Source organism: Butyricimonas synergistica DSM 23225 (genome assembly GCF_000379665.1).
In the GTDB taxonomy this organism is placed as follows: domain Bacteria; phylum Bacteroidota; class Bacteroidia; order Bacteroidales; family Marinifilaceae; genus Butyricimonas; species Butyricimonas synergistica.
The window spans coordinates 1,025,128-1,051,906 of record NZ_KB903359.1; the positions used below are offsets into that span (position 1 = coordinate 1,025,128).

At 43.6% G+C, this 26,779-nt stretch carries 17 protein-coding genes; 4 read left to right on the plus strand and 13 right to left on the minus strand.

Features of this window, described 5'->3' with window-relative positions; translation table 11 throughout:
- Positions 1 to 9: 9 nt before the first annotated feature.
- From A3CY_RS0104535 to nfo, 13 genes are all read right to left on the minus strand, one after another.
- Positions 10 to 3,378: a SusC/RagA family TonB-linked outer membrane protein gene (locus A3CY_RS0104535; protein WP_081619425.1), complete on the minus strand. Its 3,369-nt coding sequence runs from the start codon at positions 3,376 to 3,378 to the stop codon at positions 10 to 12.
- 78 nt (positions 3,379 to 3,456) lie between these two features.
- Positions 3,457 to 6,036: a zinc-dependent metalloprotease gene (locus tag A3CY_RS0104540; protein WP_018336718.1), complete on the minus strand. Its 2,580-nt coding sequence runs from the start codon at positions 6,034 to 6,036 to the stop codon at positions 3,457 to 3,459.
- A 15-nt stretch (positions 6,037 to 6,051) separates the two neighbouring features.
- Positions 6,052 to 8,679 (minus strand): zinc-dependent metalloprotease, encoded by a 2,628-nt coding sequence (locus A3CY_RS0104545; protein ID WP_018336719.1) that lies wholly within the window; start codon positions 8,677 to 8,679, stop codon positions 6,052 to 6,054.
- Positions 8,680 to 8,735: 56 nt separating this feature from the next.
- On the minus strand, positions 8,736 to 9,899 hold the full coding sequence (locus A3CY_RS0104550) for a FecR family protein (protein WP_018336720.1): 1,164 nt from the start codon (positions 9,897 to 9,899) through the stop codon (positions 8,736 to 8,738).
- A 96-nt stretch (positions 9,900 to 9,995) separates the two neighbouring features.
- Complete coding sequence (locus A3CY_RS0104555; RefSeq protein WP_026207305.1) at positions 9,996 to 10,559, minus strand: RNA polymerase sigma factor; 564 nt, start codon at positions 10,557 to 10,559, stop codon at positions 9,996 to 9,998.
- A 181-nt stretch (positions 10,560 to 10,740) separates the two neighbouring features.
- Positions 10,741 to 11,352 (minus strand): porin family protein, encoded by a 612-nt coding sequence (locus A3CY_RS0104565; RefSeq protein WP_018336722.1) that lies wholly within the window; start codon positions 11,350 to 11,352, stop codon positions 10,741 to 10,743.
- Between the two features lie 90 nt (positions 11,353 to 11,442).
- Positions 11,443 to 13,032 carry a S41 family peptidase gene (locus tag A3CY_RS0104570; protein WP_018336723.1) on the minus strand — a complete coding sequence of 530 codons (1,590 nt, stop codon included), beginning with the start codon at positions 13,030 to 13,032 and terminating at the stop codon, positions 11,443 to 11,445.
- Positions 13,033 to 13,128: 96 nt separating this feature from the next.
- Positions 13,129 to 13,617 carry a metallophosphoesterase family protein gene (locus A3CY_RS0104575; protein ID WP_018336724.1) on the minus strand — a complete coding sequence of 163 codons (489 nt, stop codon included), beginning with the start codon at positions 13,615 to 13,617 and terminating at the stop codon, positions 13,129 to 13,131.
- Between the two features lie 26 nt (positions 13,618 to 13,643).
- Entirely contained in the window at positions 13,644 to 14,573 is a 930-nt protein-coding gene (gene bla / locus A3CY_RS0104580) for a class A beta-lactamase, subclass A2 (protein WP_018336725.1), read from the minus strand.
- A 1-nt stretch (position 14,574) separates the two neighbouring features.
- Positions 14,575 to 16,038 (minus strand): DUF4062 domain-containing protein, encoded by a 1,464-nt coding sequence (locus A3CY_RS0104585; protein WP_018336726.1) that lies wholly within the window; start codon positions 16,036 to 16,038, stop codon positions 14,575 to 14,577.
- Positions 16,039 to 19,128, minus strand: coding sequence for an AAA family ATPase (locus A3CY_RS0104590; RefSeq protein ID WP_169503555.1), 3,090 nt, complete (start codon positions 19,126 to 19,128; stop codon positions 16,039 to 16,041).
- A 46-nt stretch (positions 19,129 to 19,174) separates the two neighbouring features.
- Positions 19,175 to 20,392, minus strand: a complete 1,218-nt coding sequence (locus A3CY_RS0104595) for a metallophosphoesterase family protein (RefSeq protein ID WP_018336728.1) — start codon at positions 20,390 to 20,392, stop codon at positions 19,175 to 19,177.
- Positions 20,389 to 21,234: a deoxyribonuclease IV gene (gene nfo, locus A3CY_RS0104600; RefSeq protein WP_018336729.1), complete on the minus strand. Its 846-nt coding sequence runs from the start codon at positions 21,232 to 21,234 to the stop codon at positions 20,389 to 20,391. The genes A3CY_RS0104595 and nfo overlap by 4 nt, the downstream gene beginning before the upstream one ends.
- Positions 21,235 to 21,671: 437 nt before the next feature.
- On the opposite strand from nfo, the gene A3CY_RS0104605 reads away from it, so the two are divergent.
- The 4 genes from A3CY_RS0104605 (at position 21,672) to A3CY_RS0104620 (ending at position 26,752) form a co-directional block, all read left to right on the plus strand.
- Positions 21,672 to 23,249 (plus strand): peptide chain release factor 3, encoded by a 1,578-nt coding sequence (locus A3CY_RS0104605; protein ID WP_018336730.1) that lies wholly within the window; start codon positions 21,672 to 21,674, stop codon positions 23,247 to 23,249.
- Positions 23,250 to 23,754: 505 nt separating this feature from the next.
- The gene (locus A3CY_RS21875; RefSeq protein ID WP_018336731.1) at positions 23,755 to 24,897 is read left to right on the plus strand and encodes a DUF3575 domain-containing protein; all 1,143 of its coding nucleotides are present in this window, start codon (positions 23,755 to 23,757) and stop codon (positions 24,895 to 24,897) included.
- 7 nt (positions 24,898 to 24,904) lie between these two features.
- Positions 24,905 to 25,948, plus strand: coding sequence for a DUF6562 domain-containing protein (locus tag A3CY_RS0104615; RefSeq protein WP_018336732.1), 1,044 nt, complete (start codon positions 24,905 to 24,907; stop codon positions 25,946 to 25,948).
- Between the two features lie 12 nt (positions 25,949 to 25,960).
- Positions 25,961 to 26,752, plus strand: a complete 792-nt coding sequence (locus A3CY_RS0104620; protein ID WP_018336733.1) for a DUF6562 domain-containing protein — start codon at positions 25,961 to 25,963, stop codon at positions 26,750 to 26,752.
- Positions 26,753 to 26,779: the final 27 nt, after the last annotated feature.

Sequence of the window (26,779 nt, forward strand, 5' to 3'; positions counted from 1 at the left end):
TTTTAAAAATTAGAAGGATGCACTAAGGGTAAAATTAAACGCTCGGGCAAAAGGATACTGGGTTCCTTTCTCCATCTTGACTGTACTGATCGTGAACAAGTCTGAAGCATTCAATTGCAGTTTCAATCGACTTAATCGAATTTTTTCTACCAATTTTTTCGGGAATTCATACCCTAAAGAAATAGAAGACAACGACAACTTGTTATAATCCTGTACAAAACGAGAAGTCGGTAAAGTCGGTTCCTGCCAAGAATTCAAGCGTTTGAATTGTTTCACATCCCCAACTTCTTTCCAACGATCCCGCAACACCCGAACATCACAATTCCGGGTCAAATCAGCTCGTTCTATCTTATCCAACAAGGTATTATTATAAATTTCACCACCAAATTCATACATAAAATAAGCATCCAACGTGAAACCCAAGTAATACAAATTAAAACCGAAAGACCCGTTAAACATCGGTTCTGTATCTCCAATCACAACATTTTCACTTCCCAACCATCTATATCCAGTACTACCGTCTTGGTAACGATAATACTCCCTTCCGGTAGCAGGATCTATTCCTAAAGAATTCATCCCGTAAATAGAAGTCAACGAAGCACCCTCGTAATATTTCAACAAAGGTTTATCATTATTATAAGGATCATTCACGAAATGTTCATTCACTCGCTCATTATACGTTTGCATGGAATTGGATATTTTGGTCAAACAGTTCTCATTATGCACGGCATTTACGAACACGTATAATTGCAAATCCTTATTACTAATCAATTTACTCCTCACATTCAACTCAATACCTTTGTTTTCCACACAGCCGACATTTTCTTTATAGGAAGTGAATCCGGAAGAAGAAGGGATAAACATATCTGCTATCAAATCCTTCGTGTTCTTCTGGTAATAAATAAACTTAAGGTAAAAAGCCTCATGAAACAAAGATAATTCAGCACCAATATCAAATATCTCGGTTTTTTCCCATTCCAAATTAGGATTTCCCATGTAATCCAACTTAGCGGCATGCCCCGTGGTATACCAAGCATCCGTTTCGAAAAAGAATCTGTTTTGTGCCGTATAAGAAGGAAAATTTACTTTTCCCGTCATCCCGTAAGAACCGCGTATTTTCAATTGTTGCAACCAAGGCGTATGTTCCTTGAAAAACGAATAATTATGGATATTCACCCCCAATCCCCCGGAAGCAAAAGGAGCGTATTTCTTCTTTGTCCCGAACTGAGAACTACCATCCAACCTCATGGATACATCTGCTAAATATATATTATTATAAGAATAATTCAAGGTGAACAGAGCCCCAAACAAACGAACTTTATCGTATGCATTCGTCGGTTTTCCCCTCAACTCTTTAGCAAAATCAGGAGAAGAATACCCTCCTTCCGGAAAATCCACGTAATACAATCCTTTGTACTTTGAAATGGTCTCTTTTATATTTATTCCCGCTGCAAGATTGACATTATGCTTGTCAATTTGGTCGTTGTAATAAAGTAACCCGCTAAAATCATAACCGGAAGAAATACGTTCCGTGATACGTAGATCTCCCTTAATATCACGATTAAGGAAAAAAGTGGCTTCTGGATCTTGAAATTTTTCTGTTTCCTCTACTTTATAATTGAAGGCAATATTTGCTTTCAAATTTAACTTAGGAGTTATATACCAACGTACGTCAAAATTATCATAAAACTCTTTGTAATTCGATCTGTCAAAACTAGAAAGAGTTGCATCATAAACCGGATTACGATAGTTACCGCCTCCATGCCAATCTTTCATATCACTGGCCACCCGACCATTTTCATCAAGATAAGAATCATACGGATTCATTTTCACGATATCAGAATAATTCCCGTAAGGAGATTCCTGCGAATTCATGCCATCATAAGTAGCATTATTACGGAAATGGAATTTATCCATCTGATAAGAAAGCGTGAAACCGAATCCCATAGTTTCACGATAAGAATCTTTCATCACCCCATTATCACGGTCATACTTCAAATCCACCCCGTAACGCATATTTTTAACTCCACCTTCCAAATAAATATTATGCTTGTGACTTAATGAATTACGCAAGGGCAATGCCATCCAATCCGTATTGATTCCTTTCTCAATATTCTGTAACTTCAGGTTATATTTCTTCTGCAAATCTGAAAAACGAGTAGGATCATCACTTTCAAATAATCCGGCAGCAACCTCCGCTTCCAATTTCTGACGAGCATCCATCAAATTATAAAAAGAAAGGTCTGGCATACTCAATTTCAAATCGGCATTATAATTAACCACAAGTTCTCCCGGTTTCGGGGCTATCGTGGTGATAACAACCACTCCATTGGCAGCACGGCTTCCATACATAGCTGTTGCCGCAGCATCTTTCAATAGATTAATGCTCTCAATTCTGTTCACGTCAAGATCGTATATCTTTGTTACAGAAACCTCATAGCCATCCAAAATAAAAGTAGGTAAATTAGGATTACTATTCAAAGATGTTTCCGATATATCCGTTTTATCCAATTCCGTAATACCGATACCAGACTGCCCTCTCACATACATTTCGGGAAGTGCATTCGGATTGGAACCCATTGTCAAATTCTCCTTTATCCTAAACGAAGGATCAAACATCTGTATTCCTGCTATAATATTATTCGGTGACACTGTCTTCAATTGTTCTTTATCAATCGTGGTTACCGAACCAGTAAAAGATTTTTTCGAAATATTCGCGTACCCCGTCACAATCACTTCATCAACTTCCTGTGTATCCGGTTTCATCCGAATATTTAATTGCGTAAAATCATTTACCAAAACTTTTCCATCACGAATTATTTCGATTTCTTGGGTTTGCATACTGATAAAACTAAATACTAGTGTTACATTCTTAGCCTTCACGTAATCTAGTTTAAATTTTCCATCAGCATCCGAAGCTGTCCCATGAGTTGATCCTTTTATTAATATCGTCACTCCAGGCAAAGCCTCCCCTTGTTCATCCACAACTACTCCCTGTATACTCAATCGTTCCACCTCAACTTCTTTCTTCGGGTTCTCTTTCAACACAACAAGTTTATTTTGAAATTCATAAATCACATTTGTTTCTTTAAAACAAATATCCAATATTACCCGAAGTGACGCATTTTTTACATCCAAAGACACTTTAGGTAACGCCTCTATCAACTTATTATTATATAAGAAATCATAATCAGAATGGTTATCCAAATAATTAATAACCTCCTTTACTGGTGCTTTTTCAAATTTCACGGAAAACTGTCGCTCGTTTCCACTTTGAGCAAACAAGTTTCCTGAACCATATAAAACTACCAAATTAAAGAATAGAAATATCCATCCTATCCTACAATTTTGCAATATTCTATCACACAATTCTTTCATAATTCGTTATTAAGTTATAGTATAAATCTAGAAATATCCACCATGACAACAATATGTTGTCATGGTGGATATGTTTTATCAATCTAACAATTTACTAATAGAATCATACATAAAGCGATAATGCTTACGCACATTCGGAGAACCTGAATTCAAGCATTTCTCAACCAACACACGCATATCCTTCAAAATATCATAATACACGTGACGGGTTGACTGTATATTAAACACAGGCCAAGTTTTCAACTCCCCGTAATTTCCAGCCATAATGTCCTCGTTTTTATAACCGTCAATCAATCTCTCCTCACAAAGAGCTAATTCTTTTGCATCCGTAACGTCTACAATTTTCACATCATTATATAACATTTCTGCAAGAGCATTAGACGCACCACCGGAACTCTTGCCAGAACGATCAACCATCTGCGAACTCTTCATCATTGTTCTGAAGAAATAACTCTGGTAATACAATTCTTCCTCGGAAATTTCCTCTCCACGACGAGTTTTCTCGAACAATTTTCGATACAATTTATAGATATAATCCGTGTGAGTTATATACTCACCTTCTACCTGCTCGTACGCAAACAACTTGCCAGCCATCACATTAAGCAACAACATCACGTAATCCTTATGCATCTCCATATTTGAACGCATTAAAGGCATTTTAGTTTCCAAATCCGGACGATCCAACCAAGAGGGACGCAATAATTGTGTAAAAAACAAGTCAAGAGCCTCTTGTTGACGCTTTTTATCTATGAAGCGGTACATCGGAACGGGATCTCCGGCCTTCTTCTCGTAAGTGAAAATTCCATAACAATTCATCGCCACTTGAGTGATCATCTTCTTGTATTGGCGTTGCAACATCAAATAAATGGAACCACGAAAATCAAATTCGGGATCTTCTTCATCCGTAATCCATTTATCAAAATTCTGTACCATGAATTTCAAATTCTCCATCCCATACTTGAAAGCTTTTAAATCATCATTTCCCACGTCATTAGCTCCACAATCCGGACAATCTTTCGCATATTCATAACGATATTTAGGATCACCTACCTTCTCGGAAACCCATTTCTCAACAACCTTAAATTCCTCTTCTGGTGTATTTGCCCCGGGAATAGGTGCATACAAACATTTCACCACGTGATAATCATATTCTCCCACGCCCACCGGAGTAAGGCGAATCCCTTTTGAAACGGCATCCACGGGTGCAACCGTATTATAAGGAGCCAAATCAAGCAAAGAAGGAGAAGTACCATATTTTTGCGTGAAAGAAGCAGAACGCAATGAATCTATCGAGAAGGCAGCAGAAGAAGTCAGATTATATGTCATACCGAAACATTCTGTCCCCGCCAACCAAGCGAAATAATTCTTTATATCTTCCTTCAAACGATCATCTGAAAGATAACGTTTTCTCACTGACGGATCGGCATGTGCTGTATTAAGGAATACGTTATACGGGATATTCACCACATAATTATGCGTCACCAGTATATTGGTATTCAATATCTCTCCCGACCGTGGATCGGCATACGTACGAACCGTTATACCACTGGCAAGTGAAGGCACGTAACGTATGCAATTATAACTAAAATTATCTGGATCGAAAGAAGAATCACACCTCGGGTAATCCCTTACCTGAATGACATTTTTATACCCGATAGCGTCAAAAGTCTTATTCCACTCCAACAACCCTTCCGTGATTCCTGCACGTACAAGTGGACTTAACAAAGTATCCAAATAAAATACGATCGGTTTTTTAGGCTCTACTTTCTCACCTGCTCTAAAAGCGGACTCATTTTGCGGTTCCAACCTCCATCTTAAAGCATAATACACAGGAGCCAAAATCTCGCCATTCCCACGATAATTCCATTTTCCCAACACTTGTAAAGGCAAACGGTAATCTGCCAAACGAGGCTTCATCTGAACTTCAGGCAACAAAGCCAATGTACGAGTCACCACAGCAGTCGTGTAACGATTGTAAATATTCACTTTACTATTATACGTCAAACGACTCTGAACGGAAACATTATTCTCAAAAGCTTTCACATCCTCCAAAACGGATAAGTCGTCCACCAATCGATAATTAACACCTTTCAACATCAGTTTTGATTCAGAACGAGGATCAATCGCCGAAATCAAACGCTCACTGCCCGTGAAGAATTTAGTCATATCAAAAACAACTGCCGTGCTATCAGGCGAATAAGCCTTAATTTCAAACGATGCCATGATAGCCCCTGTGTTGCTTCTCTCTATAGCCCGGGCAATATTAATATCGCCTCCTCCGGCTATCGATTGATTTCTATCTCGACGCAATTGCACGTGTTTACCTATTTTACTGAAATACACGCGCAAAGGAATATAAGCGTTCTTCCCCACGTAACAATCCGTGTGGTCGCTTATCTCGGAAACGACTGAAGCCAACATCATATCTTTCTTCAGTAATTCTAAAGGCAATTCGACAAACAATTTTCCATCTACAAGGTGCAATGTCATCAATCCTTGCACCTGTTTCATCTTTTTGCCTTTCAAAAGTTTTTCATACTCCGATGCAGCTCTCTGCACAGAATTTCCTTCGATGTTTTTTTCCTTCCTCTTATCCGCTCCAGCCAAAGAAACCGAAAGACAGAGAAGCAAAACCATATACATTAATTTGTTCATCATATCTAATTCTTATTTCTATCGCAATAATCCGTCAATTCTATGCAACAACAATTGATAATGATCCCGTGTCGCTTTCGATCCGGTATTTTTCATCCGGTTTACTAACTCTCTTGCCTCCTTTATTTTCGCATAATACAAATGAAATCTTGGTGTTAAAGACTCTGCAACACCGCGGAAAAAACCGAATCCCATGTAATCCTCTTGGCTAATTGCCTCCAAAAAACGCTCAAATTTCATACTCTCGGCTACCATATTCGAGCATACTTCATCCTGTTCACGAATCCGTCTTTGCCAATCATATTCATTCCTATTCAACACGGGTAAATCATTTTCTACGCTAGACAAAGAAGTAATTCCTTGTGCATTTTTCTCTTTCTTCTCCAATCCCGATATCAAAAACATCATGTCAAGGTAAGCAATCTGATTGGATCTCTCTGCATCCGTCAAATCTTTACCCGCGCGAGTTGATGCAAAAACAGTGTTAAATGCATCTTGTTGATGTTCTTCAATAGTATAAGCATTTTTTTCCGGACTTACCAACTTCGTGAAAGAAGCTCTATCTGCCATCACCAAACTCAATATCATACGTTGCATTTTCACAGCCATATTTCCCATCAACGGCAACTCCTTAATCAATTTCGGGTTATTTAGCCATTCCAAGTCATTCAATTGTTCACACAGGAATTTTTGTGCTCTTCGTTGATAATCAGCTTCCACGAAACTATAAGCAGGACGAGGGTCTCCAGCGTAACGTTCATTCAAGTAAACTCCACCTTTCACATTGTACACGTGATAAAGATACATAAAGTATTGTTGTAAAATCTGCTTGTAAATCATTTCACGGAAAGACATATCCGGATCTTCATCAGCCACCCAATCATTCATATTCTCCATGAGATATTTCAAATTCTTCACCCCATACTCGGAAGCCTTCACCAAATCATCACCCAAATCTTCTGACTGTGCCGATGGATCCCAAACAGTAAATATCTGCTGTTTCCCGTAACGATAAACCGGGTCATCTGCTTTCTCTGCCACCCAACTATCCAGAATTTTCTTCTCATCCTCTATAGTTTTCGCCCCAGGAATAGGAGAATACAACCACTTTATAGCAAATAAATCTTGTAAACCAAGACGAGGAGGAGTCATGCTTACACCCCGTTCAGCATCACCGGGTTGTGCCACGTGATTGAAACGAGCGTAATCCATAATAGAATACGTAGTTCCGTATTTCTGGGTAAAAGAAGGAGAACGTAAAGAATCAACAGGAATGGCAGCAGAAGCACACATATTATGCATCAAAGAAAGACAATGCCCTACCTCGTGTGCAAGTACATATCGAATCGACTCATACATAATATCATCCGAAAAACGAGTGGTCCGTACCCTAGGGTCTGCAGGAGCTGTCTGTGTAAAACGCCACCGCGTAAGTAATTTTATTACATCATGATAAACCAAAACAGAAGCGTTCACGATTTCACCAGAGCGAGGATCTATCCACGAGGGGCCCATCGCATTCATGATACTGATCGGTTGATATCGCAAACAAGAATATTTCAAATTATCGGGATCAAACTCTGGGTCATTCTCCGGAAAATCTACCGCTTTCATCACGTTTTTCAAACCGATCTTTTCGAAAGCCTCATTCCACTGCTCCACTGCCTCATGAATCGGAGCTCTCCATTTTTCCGGGAAATCGCTATCCACATAAAAAACAATTTGTTTCTTCGGTTCCACCAACTCACCGCGTTTCCATCTCTCCATGTCAGAAGGCTCCACGTTCCAACGACGAGCATAATATTCAGGCATTGTTCCTCGATTATCGTTTCCACTAAATCTAGCTTTCCCCATAACAAACACATTCATGCGGGGATCTGCCAAACGAGGACGCATTGGCTTCTCGGGCAACAACAAAAAAGAACGGGTTACTAATGCAGTGAAAGCATTTTTATTCTCAACCTTCACAGGCATATTCCCGATCTGTCCCGAAACATCCACTTTATACGTCAAATAACTCTTCACGCTAAAATTATCCTCGAAAGACTTGACATCACCCAAGTGACTCATATCTTTTTGGAAAGAAACCGACCGACTAAATGGCTTTGTCGACATCCGACTATACGGGTCAAACGGATCTATATCCTCAATATGAGTCATAAAGAGAGAGGTCGCATCAAACACAACTGCCGTACTATCAGTATTATAAGCCTCAATCTTAAAAGTCTTGAAAACACTACCGATAGTTGATTTTTTCACGGCTTTGGCGATATCATCTTCACCTTCCGCTGCCGTGTAAAGTGAATTCACCATACAGAGATTCACGTTATTACCCATAAGTTCAAAATCAATATGCATCGGGTATTTCGACTTATACCCCAAAACGGAGTGTTCATTGTTACTGATCTCCGACACGGCAGAACCTAACAACATATCCCGTCCCATTAACGAAAGTGGAAACTCGAAATAAACCTTTGTATCGTCCACCTTGTGTAAGGTAACCAATCCCTTCTTTATTTCATGTTTCTTTCCTTGAAAAAGTTTGTCATAATCGCTAGTCTTTTTAGCAGCAACAACCTCTTTATCAACATTTTTCCGCTTATTTTTTCTATCGGGTGCAGACAATAATACCCCTGGAACTAGCATTGAACATGCTAGTAACATCAATTTTGAATTCATAAAATTTGATTAAAAATTTAAATTTATTTATTTTTCCTCACAAATACTTTTCGTCCCTCAATATCAAAACTTACATCAGAGATTTGTTCCAATAACATGGTTACCTCCTGCAACGTTCCGTGACGGGGGATCTTACCCGTCAAGCGATAATCTTCCGGATTAATCCCATCAAAAACAAATGTGACATCATACCACCGAGACAATGCTTTCATAATTGAAACAAGAGACTCATCCTTAAATGTAAATTTATTATTTAACCAAGCAATATAATTATTCACGTCAACAGACAATGTATCTATATTTCCTGAATAATTATCCACGTGAGACTGTAATCCCGGGCGCAAAACTACTCGTTGCCTCCCTGTAGAGACTTCCAACTTACCCTCTACTAATGTCGTGACAATAGCATTTTCCCTCTCATACCCGTTCACGTTAAAAGATGTTCCCAAAACTTTCATTCGGACCTCCCCACACTTAACGATAAATGGTTTTTTACCATTCTTCGCCACTTCAAAAAACGCTTCCCCAAGCACCTCTACACACCTCTCCTTTGAAGAAAATTTTACAGGATAACGCAAGCGGGAATCTGCATTTAATTTCACCTTCGTCCCGTCCGAAAGCACTATAGCATATTCCCCTCCCCGTGGCACGATCAATTCATTATATTGCTTGACATCCGCCTCTCCAATTTCTTTATATACCAATTCCCCATCACGATTCTCCAATTGGCTTGATTCTCCTATTTTTATATTTTGCATCTCACTCGAAATACCAATTACCTCTCCTGTAGCCAAAACCAAAGAAGCCTTGAAAGTTCCTGCTGGAATTATATTTGATGCGATAGGCTCAACCGATCGTTCATCCTGCTTCATTAATCCGAATAACACCCATCCCAAAATAAACATAATTGATGCCGCCGCAACAGATATTCTTAAAATAAAACGTTTCCGGACAGGAGAGTATACTCGTTTTGAAAACTTGGCAAACGCTTCTTTTTTGGGATAACGTTTCATATCCTCCAAACGCTTGTTCAAATATTCCCCGTTCGACAAATTATCACGTACCTCTCTCCATTCCGTACGTACGGAAAGTTTATCCAGCAACCGTTGTTCTCCGGCATCCAATTGCTCTCCTCTAGCTACTTTATGAAAAAGAGCCCGTAATATATCCATATTCTGTTCATCCATCACTTTTATATCTACTTTTGAAAATGTATCATATAAATGCTTAACCTCGTCATTTGGACGACAGGTTTATGCACTTTTTTTTGAACAATTTTCCAACTAACTGAAAAACAATGGAATAATACAATAAAAATCTTTCAATTTTTCTTTTAGATAAGAAAAACTCCGTTGTCTTTGTGTTTTCACAGTACTAACACTAACATCTAGAATCTCGGCTATCTCGCTCACTGAATGACCTTTCAAACTCAATCGCATAACTTCACGACGTTCTGCTGGCAATTCTTCAACACAACGATACAATTGCCGGACAACCTCCTCCATGACAATATCGGCAAGTAATTGTTCATCTGTTTTTTCCATCTCCTCTGCCACATATTGCAAAATTTGTTCCCGCTTATTTCTCGTCCTAATATACAATAAAGAATTAATATATACAGACTTATATAAATATGTAACAAATGCTTCAAACACGGGAAAAACATTATCTTGTTGCCACACCTTCACCAAAACATCCTGCACAATATCCTGTACCATCTCCGGATCATTCACATAACGATTAGCATAGGAACAAAGCGATTGATAGTATCGATCGTAAACGAACTCCCACCCCTTTTTTTCCTTCCTGTTAATACTCCCCATTATGTCATCCGAAAGATTTCTCATATTTTTTTCCTGTTTGTAAATCACAACCAGTACAAAACTACAATAACTTATCGAAAATAAAAAGTTTTTATTTGAAAGAGGATCATATCAGCCACAAAAAAAACTCTCCGAAACATAAAATTTCGGAGAGTTTCTTTTCTTTACCCAGCTTATTAGCCACCATATTCATTACTTTCCTCTATCAGAATTTCCACCCGGCAGACAACTGGAACACCCGGTTTTGATTATTCCCGCCAAAATGGTCTTTTTCAATCACGTTCGTCAACCCTAAATTATAGCGGGCAGACACGACCAATCCCATCGGAAGGTCATAAGACAATCCCATCCCGAAACTCAAATCAACTGTATTCAAATGCTTCATATCCGATTTCGTTTCCGTTCCCCCGGATTTCACTTTATGCTTGCCATTCAACGCAAAGCCTAATTGCGGACCAAGATCAACACTCAACCCCTCCCACACGTAAAACTTTGCCAAGACAGGAATATTCAGGTAATTCACTCGCATCCAATATTTCTCGCCATGATATTTCCCTTTATCACCTTGCCGGGAATAGATCAATTCAGTTTGTAAACCGAATAAATCATTAAACTTAAATTCGGCGAAAGCTCCCATCAAGAAACTCAATTTACTTTTATTGAGACCATCGCTAATACCAGCCACGTTGAAACCGAATTTCGGACCAAAATAAAATTCCGTACCGGTAATACCTTCGACTTTGCTCTTGAACGCAGTCTGAGCATGAACACTCCCTAACATGACCATAGCGATCACCACTAATAAAAACTTTTTCATTTCTTCTAAATTTTAGGTTTTTCAATTAAATCGTTCACGATGTACTAACATTACGTAACAACTCCAACAAAAAACAGACCAAAAAAACGGCTATTTTATAATTTTATCATACGTCCCGTCTTGCAGGCTCTTGATTGCCGCGTTCAATATTTTGTTCTCTTCATTGGAAATCTTATACAACTCGGTCATATTCCACAAATCGCGAGCGATCAACGATTTCACGAATAACTTAATTTCGGGAATAATAGGCGTCAATAATTTCTCGTCTTTCTTTACCCCCTGTTTCTCGCCTTTTTGCACGATCTCGTTCACCATGGCATCCGTCACCTGGAAATCCTTCTTGAACATTTCGAATTTCGGGTATTTCTTCTTTAGAACATCCCGATTTTTATCCACGTAATTCAAAGTAAATTCGTTGATAACACCTTTTGCCAACAGACGGTTGAAATAACTGTAATTCAAGTTCGTGTCGATCGGAACAAACACGTCAGGAATAATACCACCCCCGCCGTAAACCAAACGATGGTCTTTCTTCGTGTAATATTTCGTGGAATCTGTCAAGGCAATACTATCCGCATTCAACAATTCCCCGTTCGTGTAGCGTTCAAAAATTTCAGTCTGGTAATCCTTACCCTTGTAAGGCTTTTGAATACAACGACCGGAAGGAGTAAAATAATGAGATATCGTAAGGCGAATAGCCGACCGGTCTGCAAGCGGATACTGGCGTTGCACCAACCCCTTGCCAAAAGAACGCCGCCCAACGATCAGCCCGCGATCCCAATCCTGCACCGCTCCGGACAAAATCTCACTAGCCGAAGCCGAATTTCCGTCAATCAACACGACCACACGACCATCTTGAAATAAACCCGCGGGTGTAGAATACTCTTCAGCTCTCCCGTAAGCAGGGCTATCCGTGTACACGATCAATTTCTGACCATCCAGCAAGTGGTCGGCAATCCCGATGGCAGCCCCCATGTAACCGCCGCCATTCCCCTGCAAGTCAATAATCAAATCCTTCATTCCCTCCGCCTGCAACTGCTTCACGGCTTTCTCGAACTCCTCCACCGTCGTGGCGGCAAAACGGGCTATCTTGATATACCCGATATTCTTGTCTATCATATATGCGGCATCGACACTGTAAATCGGTATCATATCCCGCACGATATTAAAATCGATCAACTCATTTCCCCTCTTCACCTTAACTTTCACCACGGTTCCCTTCTCCCCTTTCAAACGTTTCCTCACGTCCGTGTTACTGATACCGATCCCGGCAATATTCTCCCCGTCAACTTCCAATATCCGATCTCCGGCAAGCAATCCCACCTTCTCGGAAGGTCCTCCCGCTACCACGTCCACCACGGTCAACGTATCCCGAAGTACATTAAATTGTATTCCTATACCGAAAAATCCACCTTCCAAAGGTTCATTCGCCTCTTCCAACTCCTCCCGGGGTATATACACGGAATGCGGGTCTAGATCAGCCAGAACTTTCACGATAGCATCCTCCGTGACCTTTTTCAAATTAACCGAATCCACGTAATACCCGGCTATCAATTGCATTAATTGTTGATATTTGATAGATTGTTCTCGCACGGCTTGCATATCCCGCTGTGCCGAAACACTTTGCCAACTCAAACAAGCGATTAACAGAGCAACCGCCGATAGTAAAACTCTTTTCATATAATAATATATTTAGTATTCTTTCTCTTTTACGAGTAATAATTGCAAATGTAACAATCGGAAGGTATTAAATCTATTAACAGAGTCTTAAATTAATTATTTTTCCAATTCTATTAATTCTAAATTCTCAATCCGATCACCGTTGATCTCAAAGCGGACAGCCGTTCTCACCGTATGAAAACCGAATTTTCCCGCCGCACCCGGGTTAATATGCAAACAATCCAACACCTGGTCATATTTCACTTTCGCGATATGCGAATGTCCGCAAACAAACAATTTAGGACGTTCCCGCCGCAAAACCTCTACCGCCTTCCGGTCATAATGACCGGGATACCCCCCGATATGAGTCATCATCACCTTTACCCCCTCGCATTGAAACACCTCCGTCCGGGGAAATATTCTACGTAACAAATCCCCGTCTATATTCCCATACACCGCCCGCAATTGAAAACGTTTCGACAAAGCATCCGTCACCGCCACATCCCCGATATCCCCACAATGCCACACTTCATCACACTCCTTGAAAAACTCCGCGATCTTCGGGTCCAACCACCCGTGAGTATCCGATAACAAACCAATTTTCATACTTCAGATTTTCAACGTTTAATAATTTAGAGTTGTGCCAATAACGCGTACACGATAGCCGATACGCATGCCACAGCTTTCGAGGCTTGCGCTTCATTGCCCTTGAAATCCTTAACAAACACGGCTAAAGAGTAACAGACATTATTGGGCAGCCGGATATAGGCAACATCATTGTGGGCAGCGAGTTCCCCGTTCTCGTTGATGTAACCGGAACCCGTTTTATGTGCAATGGTAATCCCTTCTTTTCCAAGCAACGGTGCCACGATCCTATCTTTCCCGGTAATACATTCTTCCAGTGTATTCATCATGAAACATTGCTTCTCGCGACTGACCAGACTGTCGGTAAACAAACGGTTCATCAGCATCGCCGCACCGAGAGGCGACGTGTAATTGGAATACGCCTTGTCATGATCTACAGACATCTCCCCTTCCGTGTAAGCGATCCGGAAACTCGTACGGGGGATGAGAGTGGCAATAAAACTATCGGTACGGGCAACGCTGACCAATTCCTTGAACATGATATTGCTGGCGTTATTATCGCTTTGAATAAGCGTATAGCGCAATAAATCTTTAACCGTCAAAGAAATCACGGGCTCCGAATGTTCCTTCATCATGGGACTCCACGTCCGCGGGTCAAGCTCGTCCCTTTTTATACACATCAAAGAATCAAGAGAAAGCCCTTTACGGTCAAAATCGTTACAAACGGCTATTGCTTGATGAAGCTTGAACACGCTCATCATGGGATAAATACTCTTGTTATTGACGGTAACGGTATCCATATTATTAATGATTACCGCCACCCCGATCTCTCCCGGATAACCCGATACAATTTTAGAAATCGTATCGGTAAGCATACCCGTGTACAACACAGAACCGTCCTCCTTTTTCGCCGATTCCGACAACAATACCCCCGAAAACCAAACGGCAACACAAACTAAAAATTTCAAACTATTCATACTATTTCTCAATGATTATCCATTCACCCGTTTTGCCTCCCTTTCGAATCAACCTTTCTTCTGCTCTCAACAAATCCAGCATCTTTCGCACTTGTCGCTCGCTTAAATCAAGCGACCTCGCAAGTTCTGCCCTTGATATTGAAGGATTATTTTTTATTAAACCGATAAGATCTTCTATTTCTTTTGGATCGCCTTGGATCACCTTTGGATCGCCTTGGATCGCCTTTGGATCACCTTGAATTTCAGTCGCCCTCCAAATCACTACCCTGAAATCTTCTTCTTGAAAAAACTCGGGTGTTTTCAATCCATAATCACGACATTTCTCTATAATATCTTCTGTACCTGTACCCACTTTCTCTATATAGCCTTTCCAATACATCGGGTCGGCAATCAGAGGATTAGCAGGCAACGACTTGTGAGGTCCTTGCAGTTTCTGCACGGTAAGCCCATACGGCAATTGACCGGGATTCCATATTTCCAACCTATTGCGGAACAACATCACTTGAACACTCGCGTTACTTGTATAATCTCTATGACACACAGCATTGACAATGGCCTCTTTAACCGCATCAATGGGTAATTCCGGACGTGTTGGAACAGATGCCGTTTCTCCCTCATCGCGAGTTCCCACCCAATTATCCACGCGGCTCATCACAAAAGCGGTAGCTTGATCCACCAATTCAAAAACATCTCCCCGGTATATCTGGTATGCCGGCATAGGCTTTCTCACGACATCTCCATAAAACTGAACACATTTGACCTCAGAAGGGATGAAATACTTTTGAGGTTTCTTCCCGAAAAGCAAAATGGCAGCATTGGCAATCCTATCATTATCATCAATCAAATCTAGATGAACAAGCAATTCCTTCATCGGGGTATCTACCGTAAGCGGAAAATTTCTCTTTGAACGGGCCACTTGGACGAAACTATGAATTTTATCTTCACTCAAATCATCCATCGTAGCCCCATTATCAAATGAAGCATCAAAAGGCTTCCACCTGATATACTCTTTCTCTTCCAGGTATCGAACCAGAGAAGCATACACCGAAGTACGCAATCCGTCCAAATCTACAAAGGTCTTGCGAACAATATCGCGCTCCACCTTTTTTATCAATGCAGTTTCTTTCGGATGCCTTTTATCTTCACCCACGCTCTTGATATACACCAAACGACTTTTGTGTAATAAAGCCGCCAAATCATATTCACGCTCTGTCGGTGACACTCCTTCTGCATCTTCATATCCGTACAAATTCCCATACAAACCCAAATAAATGTCGCACAATTCTACTTCTTTCAGATAAACATGACTTGTAGGATATTCATTTGCTGGGACTTCTTCAAAAATAAAAGGTTCAAAAAACTTTCCCAACAAAACATCTGCCCGGATATAATGGCAAAGCATCGCTCGCTCTTCCGCGAACTCACTCTGCACACTACTTATAAATATTTTGATTCGTTTCATCATTTATATAAATATATCCCCATTTTCAATTGTTATCACGCTTCCCCGTTCCGTCGTGTTCTCCACGAACAGGCACGCGGGCAATTCCTGTTGCATCTCTTCCACGTGGGAAATCAAGCCGACCACCCGGTTCTCCTCCCGCAACGATTTAAGGGTCTCAAAAACGACACGCAAAGACTCCTTGTCCAGCGAGCCGAACCCCTCGTCCAAGAAAAAGAAGTTCTGGTTACTCCCCGTCAGATGCCGGATATTATCCGTCAACGCCAAAGCTAACGAGAGGGAAGCCTGGAAAACCTGTCCCCCGGAAAGCGTACGGGCACTCCGGGTGCGCCCCTCGTTCATGAAATCCCGTATCACGAAATCATTATCCTCGTCCAACTCCAACTTCAAACGCTGGCGAGTCATCCGGTAGAAACGCTCGTTCGCCGCGTTGCACAAATTCTGCAAATAAATCGACGACACGAATTTCACGAAATCATTCCCGCGGAACAACCCTTTCAACACCTGCAAATTCCGAAGACGGGCATCCAAAACCTCCAGCTCCTTCCCGATTTCCACGCGGGCAGCCAACCGCGTCTCCATATCCTTGACCCGATTCGCCAAAGCGCCATGTTCTGCCAACAACTCCCTCTCCCGCCGACGGGTCTCCTCCAGCTGCCGGAGTAACTCCTCGTGCTCTTCAACGTTATATTCAACCCCGGCAAGCTGCTTTTCCAATTCCAATTTCCGAACCTGCACCACGTGAAGCTGCTGGTTAAATTGATTAATCCGCTTCCGGCATGCCGGCAAATCCAATTTCTTACCCAACACGTCCCTCACCGCTGAAATATCCTTATAGACACTCTCTTTCAACAATTCGCCCAACTTATTCTCGCTCGTTTTTTTCTCCCCGTTAAGCAGCAATATCTCCTTCTCCTTTTCCTCGACACCGCCTTCCCACTTCCGGTATTCATTCTCCATCTCGTTCAACTTGTCGCTCCCCGCCTGATAATCTCGTCCCAATTTCTCAAAAACAGCCAGACACTTCTCCACCTCATCCTTCAGACCTGCCAAAGTTACCTCCGCGTACGCGGCTGTATCGAAATCTTTCAACTGTTCCCGCAACAACTCCATCTGAGTTTCCCGTTGCACCACCTCCCGGTTGATCTCTTCCAAACGTCTAGAATACTTTTCCAGGTTCCCTCGCTTCAAATCGATCTCCCCTTCCGTCTTTTTCACTTCCCCCTCCTGCCTTTTTCGCTCATCGCCCAACAAAGCGGCTCTATTTATCTCTTCCTGAAGATGTTTCACATCATCCGGGGTAAAACCTTCCCAAACGAAACGGGATAAATGCTCCCGCAATTTTTGCAGGACATTCACTTGCTTTATCTTGACTTGCTTCTGTTTATCCAAATTCGAACGATAGCGCTCTCCCGCGATAGCCAACCGGGAATTCCATTGATTCAACTCCCCCTGTTCCCCTTCCAATGCCGCTATTCTCTCCGCACTTGATCGCAACACACCCTCCACTTCTTCCACGTGCAAAGGCTTAGGGTGCGATAACGCACCACACAACGGGCAAGGTTCCCCCTCGTTCAACTCTTTGGCAAAATCAGCCAAACGCTGGCGGGTATTCAAATGTACCCATTCATCCCGACACGTCTTCAACTCCACGCCTATCTGTTGTTGCCTCTTCCGGCAAGCCTCTGACAACGAATCATACGCATCCTCCTCCACGTCTGCAAACAAAGGATGCGCCCTTTTCCACGCGACAAGCTCCTCCCGATCTCTTGCCAAAGCATTTTCCACTTGCGCACCCTCCTCCCGCGCTTGTTTTTCCTCTTCCTGTAAATGGTGATACACCCCGTACCATTCCCGAATATCGGACAATAGCTTCATATCCGGTATAGACTGCACCAGCTTCTCGAGATTCTCTTTTCGCTCGACCAACTGTTGCCCCAACACCTCCACTTCCTTTTTAGTGGAAACCACCATAGCCTCCCCTTTGGCATATCGTCCCTGCAAATCCTTCTGTTCTTCCGCCAACATTCGCGAACGAGCGAGCCTTTCCAACTGCCCGGCACGCTCTTTCAATCGATCCCGCCCCTCGTACTCCCGCTTCAATACATCATATTGCTCCTTAAAACGCACGAGTTCCCGCCGCATCACGCCCAATCGCTCCCGATAACCCGACAACACGTTCTCCGACTCGGACAAACGACGAGAAACATCTTCCCAATAATGGAGGGGCTGTTGAAAATATTGCAAACAAAACTCATACTCTTCCACTTGCACCAACAAGGCGGCAATCTCATCCTTTTGTTCCAACAGTCGCTTCTCTTCCTCCCCCCGCACCCTTTGTTCGTCCGCCAACAGCTTCACTTTCTTCAACTTCGCTTCCCGTTCCCCGGCCTCCTGTATCGCCTTCTTCAAACATTCCGCTTCCCCTTGCAACTCCACCAACCGCTTTCTACCCTCCGCCAGCATATCCTCGTTCACCTCGCCCAATCCCGTTAACTGCCCCTTCAAATCAATAACTTTCTTGTTGGTTTCTCCTTCCAGGTAAGCCACTTTGCCACCCAAATCATACCGCCGCAACTCCCCGAAAAGCTCCATCATCATCTCCGTGCGCTCCTTGTCCCGAAGCATGAGAAAATCCTGGAACTTCCCTTGAGGAATAATCACGACCCGCTTGAAATTCTGCACGTTAAGCCCGATTGCCGCAATCACATCCTCCCGGCTACACGGCATCCATTCCCCCTCCTCCCGTGCATGATAAAGGAACTTCGGCACCGATATATCAGTAAACTTTTTCTTGTTTCGCTTACATTCCACCGTGGCCCTATACTCTCTAGCCGACTCGCCCGCCTTAAACTCAAAATCCACGAACAAACGATCGGACTGAAGGTTCATCAAGTTATATTTCACCTCACTATTCAGGCGATCGATCACCCCGTATATCACGTAAATCATCGCCTCCAAAATCGTCGATTTCCCACTCCCCACCGGACCGAAAATCCCGAACAAACGGGCTTCCGTCAATCGATTGAAATCTATCGTCTGACGTTCCCTGTATGAATATATACCCTCCAACGTTAACCTAACCGGAACCATAATATAATTGAAAATTGAGAATTGAAAATTGAAAATGAACTTCTTTTCAATTTTCAATCGATAGTGTTTCTTTAAACAAAGCCATAATCTCCTCGTTGGGCTCTTGCCCTTTGCGCTGACGGAAATACTCGGCAAAAAGAGCATTCACGTCCGAACGCAAATCATGAATAGACGCCACCCGCTCGTCCGCACCGGACGCCCCCTTCACCTCGGGAATCAAACACACAATTCCGTCATGTGATTCAAGTATCGCCTTATTCTCGGCAGCCGTCAAGTAAGTATCGGTAGCGACAGTCACCTCCACCCAGACACCGGGATGCCCGGTCAGCCACGCGACGGCTTCATCCACTCCTTCAAAACGCTTACGCGCCAAGGGATACCCGCTCGTCAAAAGGCATCTCTCGTACCGGGCAACCCCTCCCGGCTCCGCTTCCACGATCGTGACATATTTATCCTGTTCCGCCTCACTGAAACTATAACTCAAAGGACTCCCGCAATACACCGCCGGACAAGGCTCCGTATCGACAACCTGCCAACGGTGCAAATGCCCCAAGGCCGCATATTGTATACCCTCGGGTATCATAGATGAATAAACCGCATCCGCCCCGCCAATATTAATCGGGCGCTCATCCTCGGGTTCCTCCGGCATATACCCGCCTTCCCGCGTCACGTAAAGGTGAGTCACCAACAGATTCACCCCCGCCCCGTCACAATATTTCGCGGCTAACGCCCCCCAGTGCTCCCGGAGCACGGCACGCAACTCGACATCCTGTTCTTCCACACCAAGAAAACGACACATCCGCACGCTGTTCGCGTAAGGAGTATGCACTACCCGCAACGGGTAATCGTACCCCGGCAACCGAAACTCGGAGAATCCTTCTTCCGAACGAATTAATCTTATCCCCCCGTCCGTTACCGCGGACGTGAAATTCACCAGCGGATTACCCACGAAAAAAATACCATGCAGCCGAGCCAACACGTCAGGAGAATCCACCCGATCGGGAGAATCATGATTCCCGGCTATCGCCACGACCAACCGTTTCCCCCCGTTCGCCAAACGATATAACGTACCGTACAACAACTCGATCGCCTCCACCGAAGGATTAAACGTGTCAAATAAATCTCCCGCGACCACGACAGCATCCACAGCCCTCTCTTCCGCAACCCGCACGATCTCATCCATCACCTCCACCTGCTCCCGTATCCTCTCCCGATCGTTCAATCGCTTCCCCAAGTGCCAGTCCGAAGTATGCAATATCCTCATTTCACGAATCCTTTCAACATTTTGATCTCCTCCGCCCACAACGACTCGTCCGGGGTTTCGAGAATCAACGGAATCCCGTCAAACCGCTCATCCTGCATAATCCACTTGAACGGTTCGATACCTAACGTACCTTTCCCCAAACTATCGTGCCGGTCAACACGTGACCCCAACTCCTTTTTAGCATCGTTCAAGTGCATTCCCCGCAAATATTTAAAACCTACCACGTTATCGAAATGCTCGAAAGTTTCGGTAAAACCGGAAGCGGTTGCCAAGTCATACCCCGCCGCGAACGAGTGGCAAGTATCCAGACAAACCCCGACACGGGTCTTATCCTCCACCCGGTCGATAATATAGGCTATCTGCTCGAACTTGTATCCTAAATTAGAACCCTGTCCCGCCGTGTTCTCAATCACAGCCGTCACCCCTCGCGTCCGGTCCAAAGCCATATTGATCGACTCCGCAATCAAAGACAAGCAAGCCTCGTCACTGATCTCTTTCAAAGTACTGCCCGGGTGAAAATTCAATCTGTCCAACCCCAACTCCTCGCATCGCTTCATTTCATCAAAAAATGCTTCCCGGGATTTCTCCAGCCCGGCAGCTTCCGGATGCCCGAGATTAATCAAATAACTATCATGCGGCAATATCTGCCCCGGCGCATAACCGTACTGTTCACATCGCTCTTTAAACAGCTTTATACTATCCGCCGACAAGGGGGCAGCCTTCCATTGCCGCTGGTTTTTCGTGAACAAGGCAAAAGCCGTTGCACCTATCTCGTGCGCATTAACCGGCGCATTTTCAACTCCTCCCGATGCACTCACGTGCGCTCCTATATACTTTCCCATATTTCCTTTTTTATTTTTACAAATTTACGATTTAAAAAGACAAAAGGTAAATCCCACGGCAAAAAGTTCATTTTTCAAGCAATTCCCTCCCCTCGCGAGCCAAACAAAAACCTCTTTCCCCCGGCATTTTAGTTAAAATAAGTTACATGAAATGTATCAAATATAAATATCACTTGTAGTTCATTCATACCATCTCCTATTCAATTCCCATTCAACTCCTATTCATCTCCTATTCCAAAGGCAAATAAATAGAATTTAAATTGTATTTGTATAAAATTTAATAACTATGAAATAACTTATATCAATACTAATAGTTACAAGAAGAGTACTGAACACGCCAGAAACTTACTTGATCTCCCTATATTCCCTAAATACAAATTTAAAATTTATTTCTATCTTTGCACCCGCTAAAATAGAATCTAAAATCATCAAGACAAATGGGTTTCAAGGAAGAGATTTTAAAAAGACGAACGTTTGGTATTGTCAGCCACCCGGACGCGGGTAAAACAACATTGACGGAAAAATTATTGTTATTCGGGGGAGCTATCCATATAGCGGGAGCCGTGAAATCAAATAAAATCAAGAAGACGGCGACCTCGGACTTCATGGAAATAGAACGCCAGAGAGGAATCTCCGTTGCCACCTCCGTCATGGGATTTGAATACAAAGACGTAAAAATCAATATTCTTGACACTCCCGGCCACCAGGACTTCGCCGAAGACACCTTCCGCGTGCTGACGGCTTGCGACAGCGTGATTATCGTGATCGACTCGGCAAAAGGCGTCGAGAGCCAAACACGCAAACTCATGCAAGTGTGCCGGATGCGCAAAACTCCCGTGATTGTATTTATCAACAAACTCGACCGTCCCGGACAAGACCCGTTCGACCTGCTGGATGAAATAGAAAAAGAATTACAGATACAAGTGACCCCCTTGAGCTGGCCTATCGGCAACGGCGACGTGTTCAAGGGAATATATAATATCCACAAGGAAAACCTATGCCTTTATTCCGCCAGCGTGCAAACCATTCAAGACGGCATCGAAATCAACGATATCGACTCTGGCGAACTGGATAACCATATCGGCGAGAGATCCGCCGCTAAACTACGGGAAGATCTGGAACTCGTGCGTGAAGTATATCCCGCCGCAGACAGAGAAGAATACTTACAAGGGAAATTGGCTCCCGTATTCTTCGGGTCTGCCTTAAACAATTTCGGTATCCGGGAAATGCTGGATTGTTTTATCGAGATCGCCCCCACTCCCCTTCCTCGTGAAACAGAAGAACGGATCGTACAACCCGCTGAAGAGAAGTTTACCGGATTTGTCTTTAAAATCCACGCGAACATGGACCCCAACCATCGCGACCGTATCGCCTTCGTGAAGGTATGCTCCGGCACGTTCAAGCGCAACACGAACTACTTTCACGTGGGACTCGGGAAGAATCTCAAATTCTCAACCCCGACGGCATTCATGGCTTCCAAGAAATCCATTATCGACGAAGCGTACCCCGGTGACATCGTCGGGCTGCATGACACGGGTAACTTCAAAATCGGCGATACCCTCACGGAAGGCGAAAAACTGCACTTCAAGGGCATTCCCAGCTTCTCGCCGGAATTGTTCAAGTATATCGAGAATGCCGATCCCATGAAATCGAAACAATTGGCGAAAGGCATCGACCAGCTCATGGATGAAGGTGTCGCCCAGCTCTTTACCAATCAATTTAACAACCGGAAGATTATCGGGACGGTGGGTGCCCTCCAGTTTGAAGTCATCGAATACCGCTTGCTTCACGAGTATAGCGCCGCCTGCCGGTGGGAACCGATCAACCTCTACAAAGCTTGCTGGATCGAGGCGCAGGATAACAAGGAACTGGAAGACTTCAAACTTCACAAGGCGCAGTATCTGGCCAAAGACAAATGGGGACGCGACGTGTTCCTTGCCGAATCGCAATACATGCTCCAGATGGCACAAAGCAACTACAAGAAGTTAATCTTCCATTTCACCTCGGAATTCTAACGCACAGGAGATGGTTGTTTTAGTTACTCTTCCTTGCCGCCGAAATTTTCAATCTTCCGAGTTTATACACCATCGGGGAAATCGGGATTCCTATTGGCACTATTATTTTTCTCATTTATACCCGATGTGGAGAAAGGTATCGTAAATAGGGACATTCAGTAAATACCACAAAAAAGCCAACTAATTCGTTATGAATCAGTTGGTTTTTTCTATATTATTTTCCGAATGTCCCCACCTCCGAAACACGTATTTAAAAAAGGGATATGTATCAATAAACGATCGTTTATTGCGATACAAAAGTATGAATTATTTTCGAAAAACGAAAACATAAATATATATTTATTACTTTTTGACACACAAACGTTTATATTTGTTGTGATTTTAGACACGCTATGACGAATTCTTACAGTTATTAAACGATCGTTTAATAACTGTACACAGACATGATAAACGTAAAAAAAATAAGATTCGTCAATATTTTGAATTCATCGCAGATTATGGCGGAATGACGGCACGCCAATACCGAAAACGTGTTTTTCCGATAGCTTATTCTTCACTTGCATTTTTTGCATTATTATGGGTTCAACTTCCTTCTTTCGCCCAGAAGCCACACGAGAGGGACAGCGTGATAGAACAAATTGTACAAGACACTGTCATTTTCCGGTTTGCACCCGGTGAAAAACTATTCCGCGAAGATTATAAAAAAAATAAAACGGCAATCTTTCTTCTCCGTCAATCCATTCAAGAACATCGTCAAGGAATTAAAACAGGAGAAATCAAAGTGCGGGTACGTGGTTTTTGTGGTTCATTCGGTTCGTCAAGAATCAACCTACAAAGCGCCAAGAACCGGAGCAATCAAGTGAAAAGTTATTTTATCACCCACGAAGAATTGAAAGAAGATAACTTCCAAACCACGAACTCAGTCTACTCGTGGAACAATATGTCGGATTTAGTGGTCATCAGCTATCTATTCCGGGAGAAACAGAACGAGATTGTACCGCTACCTCCCCTCCCGGAGGACACCACGCTCATCACGAAAATAATTGCCGACACGATTGCCCCCGAATCAACCTCACAAGTATATTCAAAAGCCGACACGACAAAACACCAGACTCCGGAATCCATGCTCACGGTTTCGCACGAGGAGGAATCGCTCTACCGGTGGGCAATAAAGACAAATATTGCCTATTTGGCAGCCACGGTCGCCAACATCGGTGCAGAGAGAGTCCTCGACGAACATTACTCAGTGGACTTCTCTTTCATTTACAGCCCGTACACCGTGGCTCGAAATTACCGTTTGCGTTTTCTCGTCATTCAACCGGAGTTCCGTTACTGGCCGGACTCACCCATGAAAGGACACTTCTTCGGCTTCCATCTCAATATTGGGGCGTTTAACATTTCCGTGGACAAAGAGAACCGTTACCAATCTCCCGATGGTTTTTACGGTGCGGGAGTCAGCTACGGCTACACGCTCCCCTTCGCCCGGCGATGGGCAGTGGAGTTCACAATTGGAGCGGGTTACATCCACACGAAATATGATACATATTACAATATTCCGAATGGCTCTCGCTATAAAAAAAATACACCATATAACTACTGGGGATTAACGAAAGCCGGTATCAACATGGTTTATAAATTCGGTAAATAAAGGAGGTATGGACATGAAAAAACGAACCATCTATATCATTTGCCTACTTGTTCTCGCCATGACGGGATGCGACAAAACTGTTTTGGAATTCCCGAAAGACGAGGGTGTCGACCCCACTCTGGTGAACGTAGACCTGACATTTGAAATCGACCCAAGCATAGAACCCTACACATCGTCGCGTTCCGAAACCACAATCCCCGGCGGACACGACACACGCTGGATCATCGAGGTGTTTCGTGACGAGATCGACGGTTCCCCCGCCGCACGTCACGTGCTCTGTTGCGACCCGGCTGTTGACGGCAAACATACCATCAGCACCTCGCTACCGTTGCACGCCGCCAAATATCATATCGTAACCTGGATGGACTACGTGCAGGACGGATCGTTAAAAGACAAATACTATATCGTGAATTCACTCGCGTCGATCAGCATCCCCGACACCAAAACGTACATCGGGAACAACGACCACAAGGACACGTACGTCGCTCGCCAGGAACTAGACTTGACTGGGTACCGCAACCAGTGGAACGCAACAGTAAAACAGACTGTCACGCTCCGACGACCGATGGCAAAGATCGAGTTCATCACCACCGACCTTGACAAATTCCTTGACAAACTTTCCGAACGACGATCGAAAACCGGCGTCGCCGCAGACAACTCGCTCTCCCGAACACCTGATCTTTCCACAATTCAAGTAGAGGTGGAATACGCCTGTTACTTCCCGTGCGGTTTTAACGCCTATACCAACAAACCGAACGACGCCCGCCTGGGGATGGCATTCAACAGCAATATAATCCGACTCTCGGAAAAAGAAGGACACCTCGCCAGTGACTATATTTTCGTGAACGGCACTGAGTCCGCGGTAACAGTAAACCTGATTATCCGAGATCACGAAGGCTCTGTGCTCAATAGGGTAGAAGGTATTAACGTACCCATCGTGCGGGGGAAACTGACAACTATACGCGACGAGTTCCTGACACGCAGTTACTCCCCCGGTATTGGTATAGATCCCGATTTCGACGGAGAAATAAATATTGTTATACCCGACTAAAAAGATACGTTGATGAAAAAAATGCTTGCTATATTTCTTACTCTCGTGACCTTCGTCAGTTGCGACAAAAACAACGAAGAGTTTTCCACTCAGACCTCCGTGAAGGGGACGCTCTCTCTCAATACCCAAGCTACCTGGGAAAACGAACCTGATGCCATAAGCCGTGCGAATGCCGATAACACCCCAATAACCTACACGTTCGAGGCGTGGAGCCACGATGCAGTCCCTCGTTGCGTCCTGCATGCCACAGCAACCGGAACACTTGCCGGGGCGGCTATAGAGATTGCACTGGTACCCGGCAATTACGATTTCTTATTCTGGGCAGACTACGGTCGAGAATATTATGACACCGAAAACCTGCGTCAAGTAAAGATTGCTACGACATCTTACACGTCCCCCGCCGACGATAGCCGCGATGCCTTTGCTGGTGTGCTAACGGGCATAACGTGGAAAGGCGGATCGGGTACCGGCATCACGCTGTTACGCCCGCTTGCCAAGCTGCAACTACAGAATAACGCGCCATTCGCCACAGAGCACGAAACGGTAAAAGCGGTCTACCGAAATACCCCGACACGATACGACGTACTCACAGGCAAAACATCCGAACCGCAAGCAATAGAAGTATCCTTCCCGAAAGTGAATGCCGGAACAACGTCTGCAGGCATGGATTTTCTTTTCCCCATTTCTGGGCAAGGAACGGCTATCGGGTTGGAAACGACCGTGGACGGAGTGGAGAAACGACTTGACGTATTACCCTTGCACACCAATTACATCACCAAGGTTACGGCAAAATTTGGAGAATAAATACACAAGAAACACTAAAATCCCATA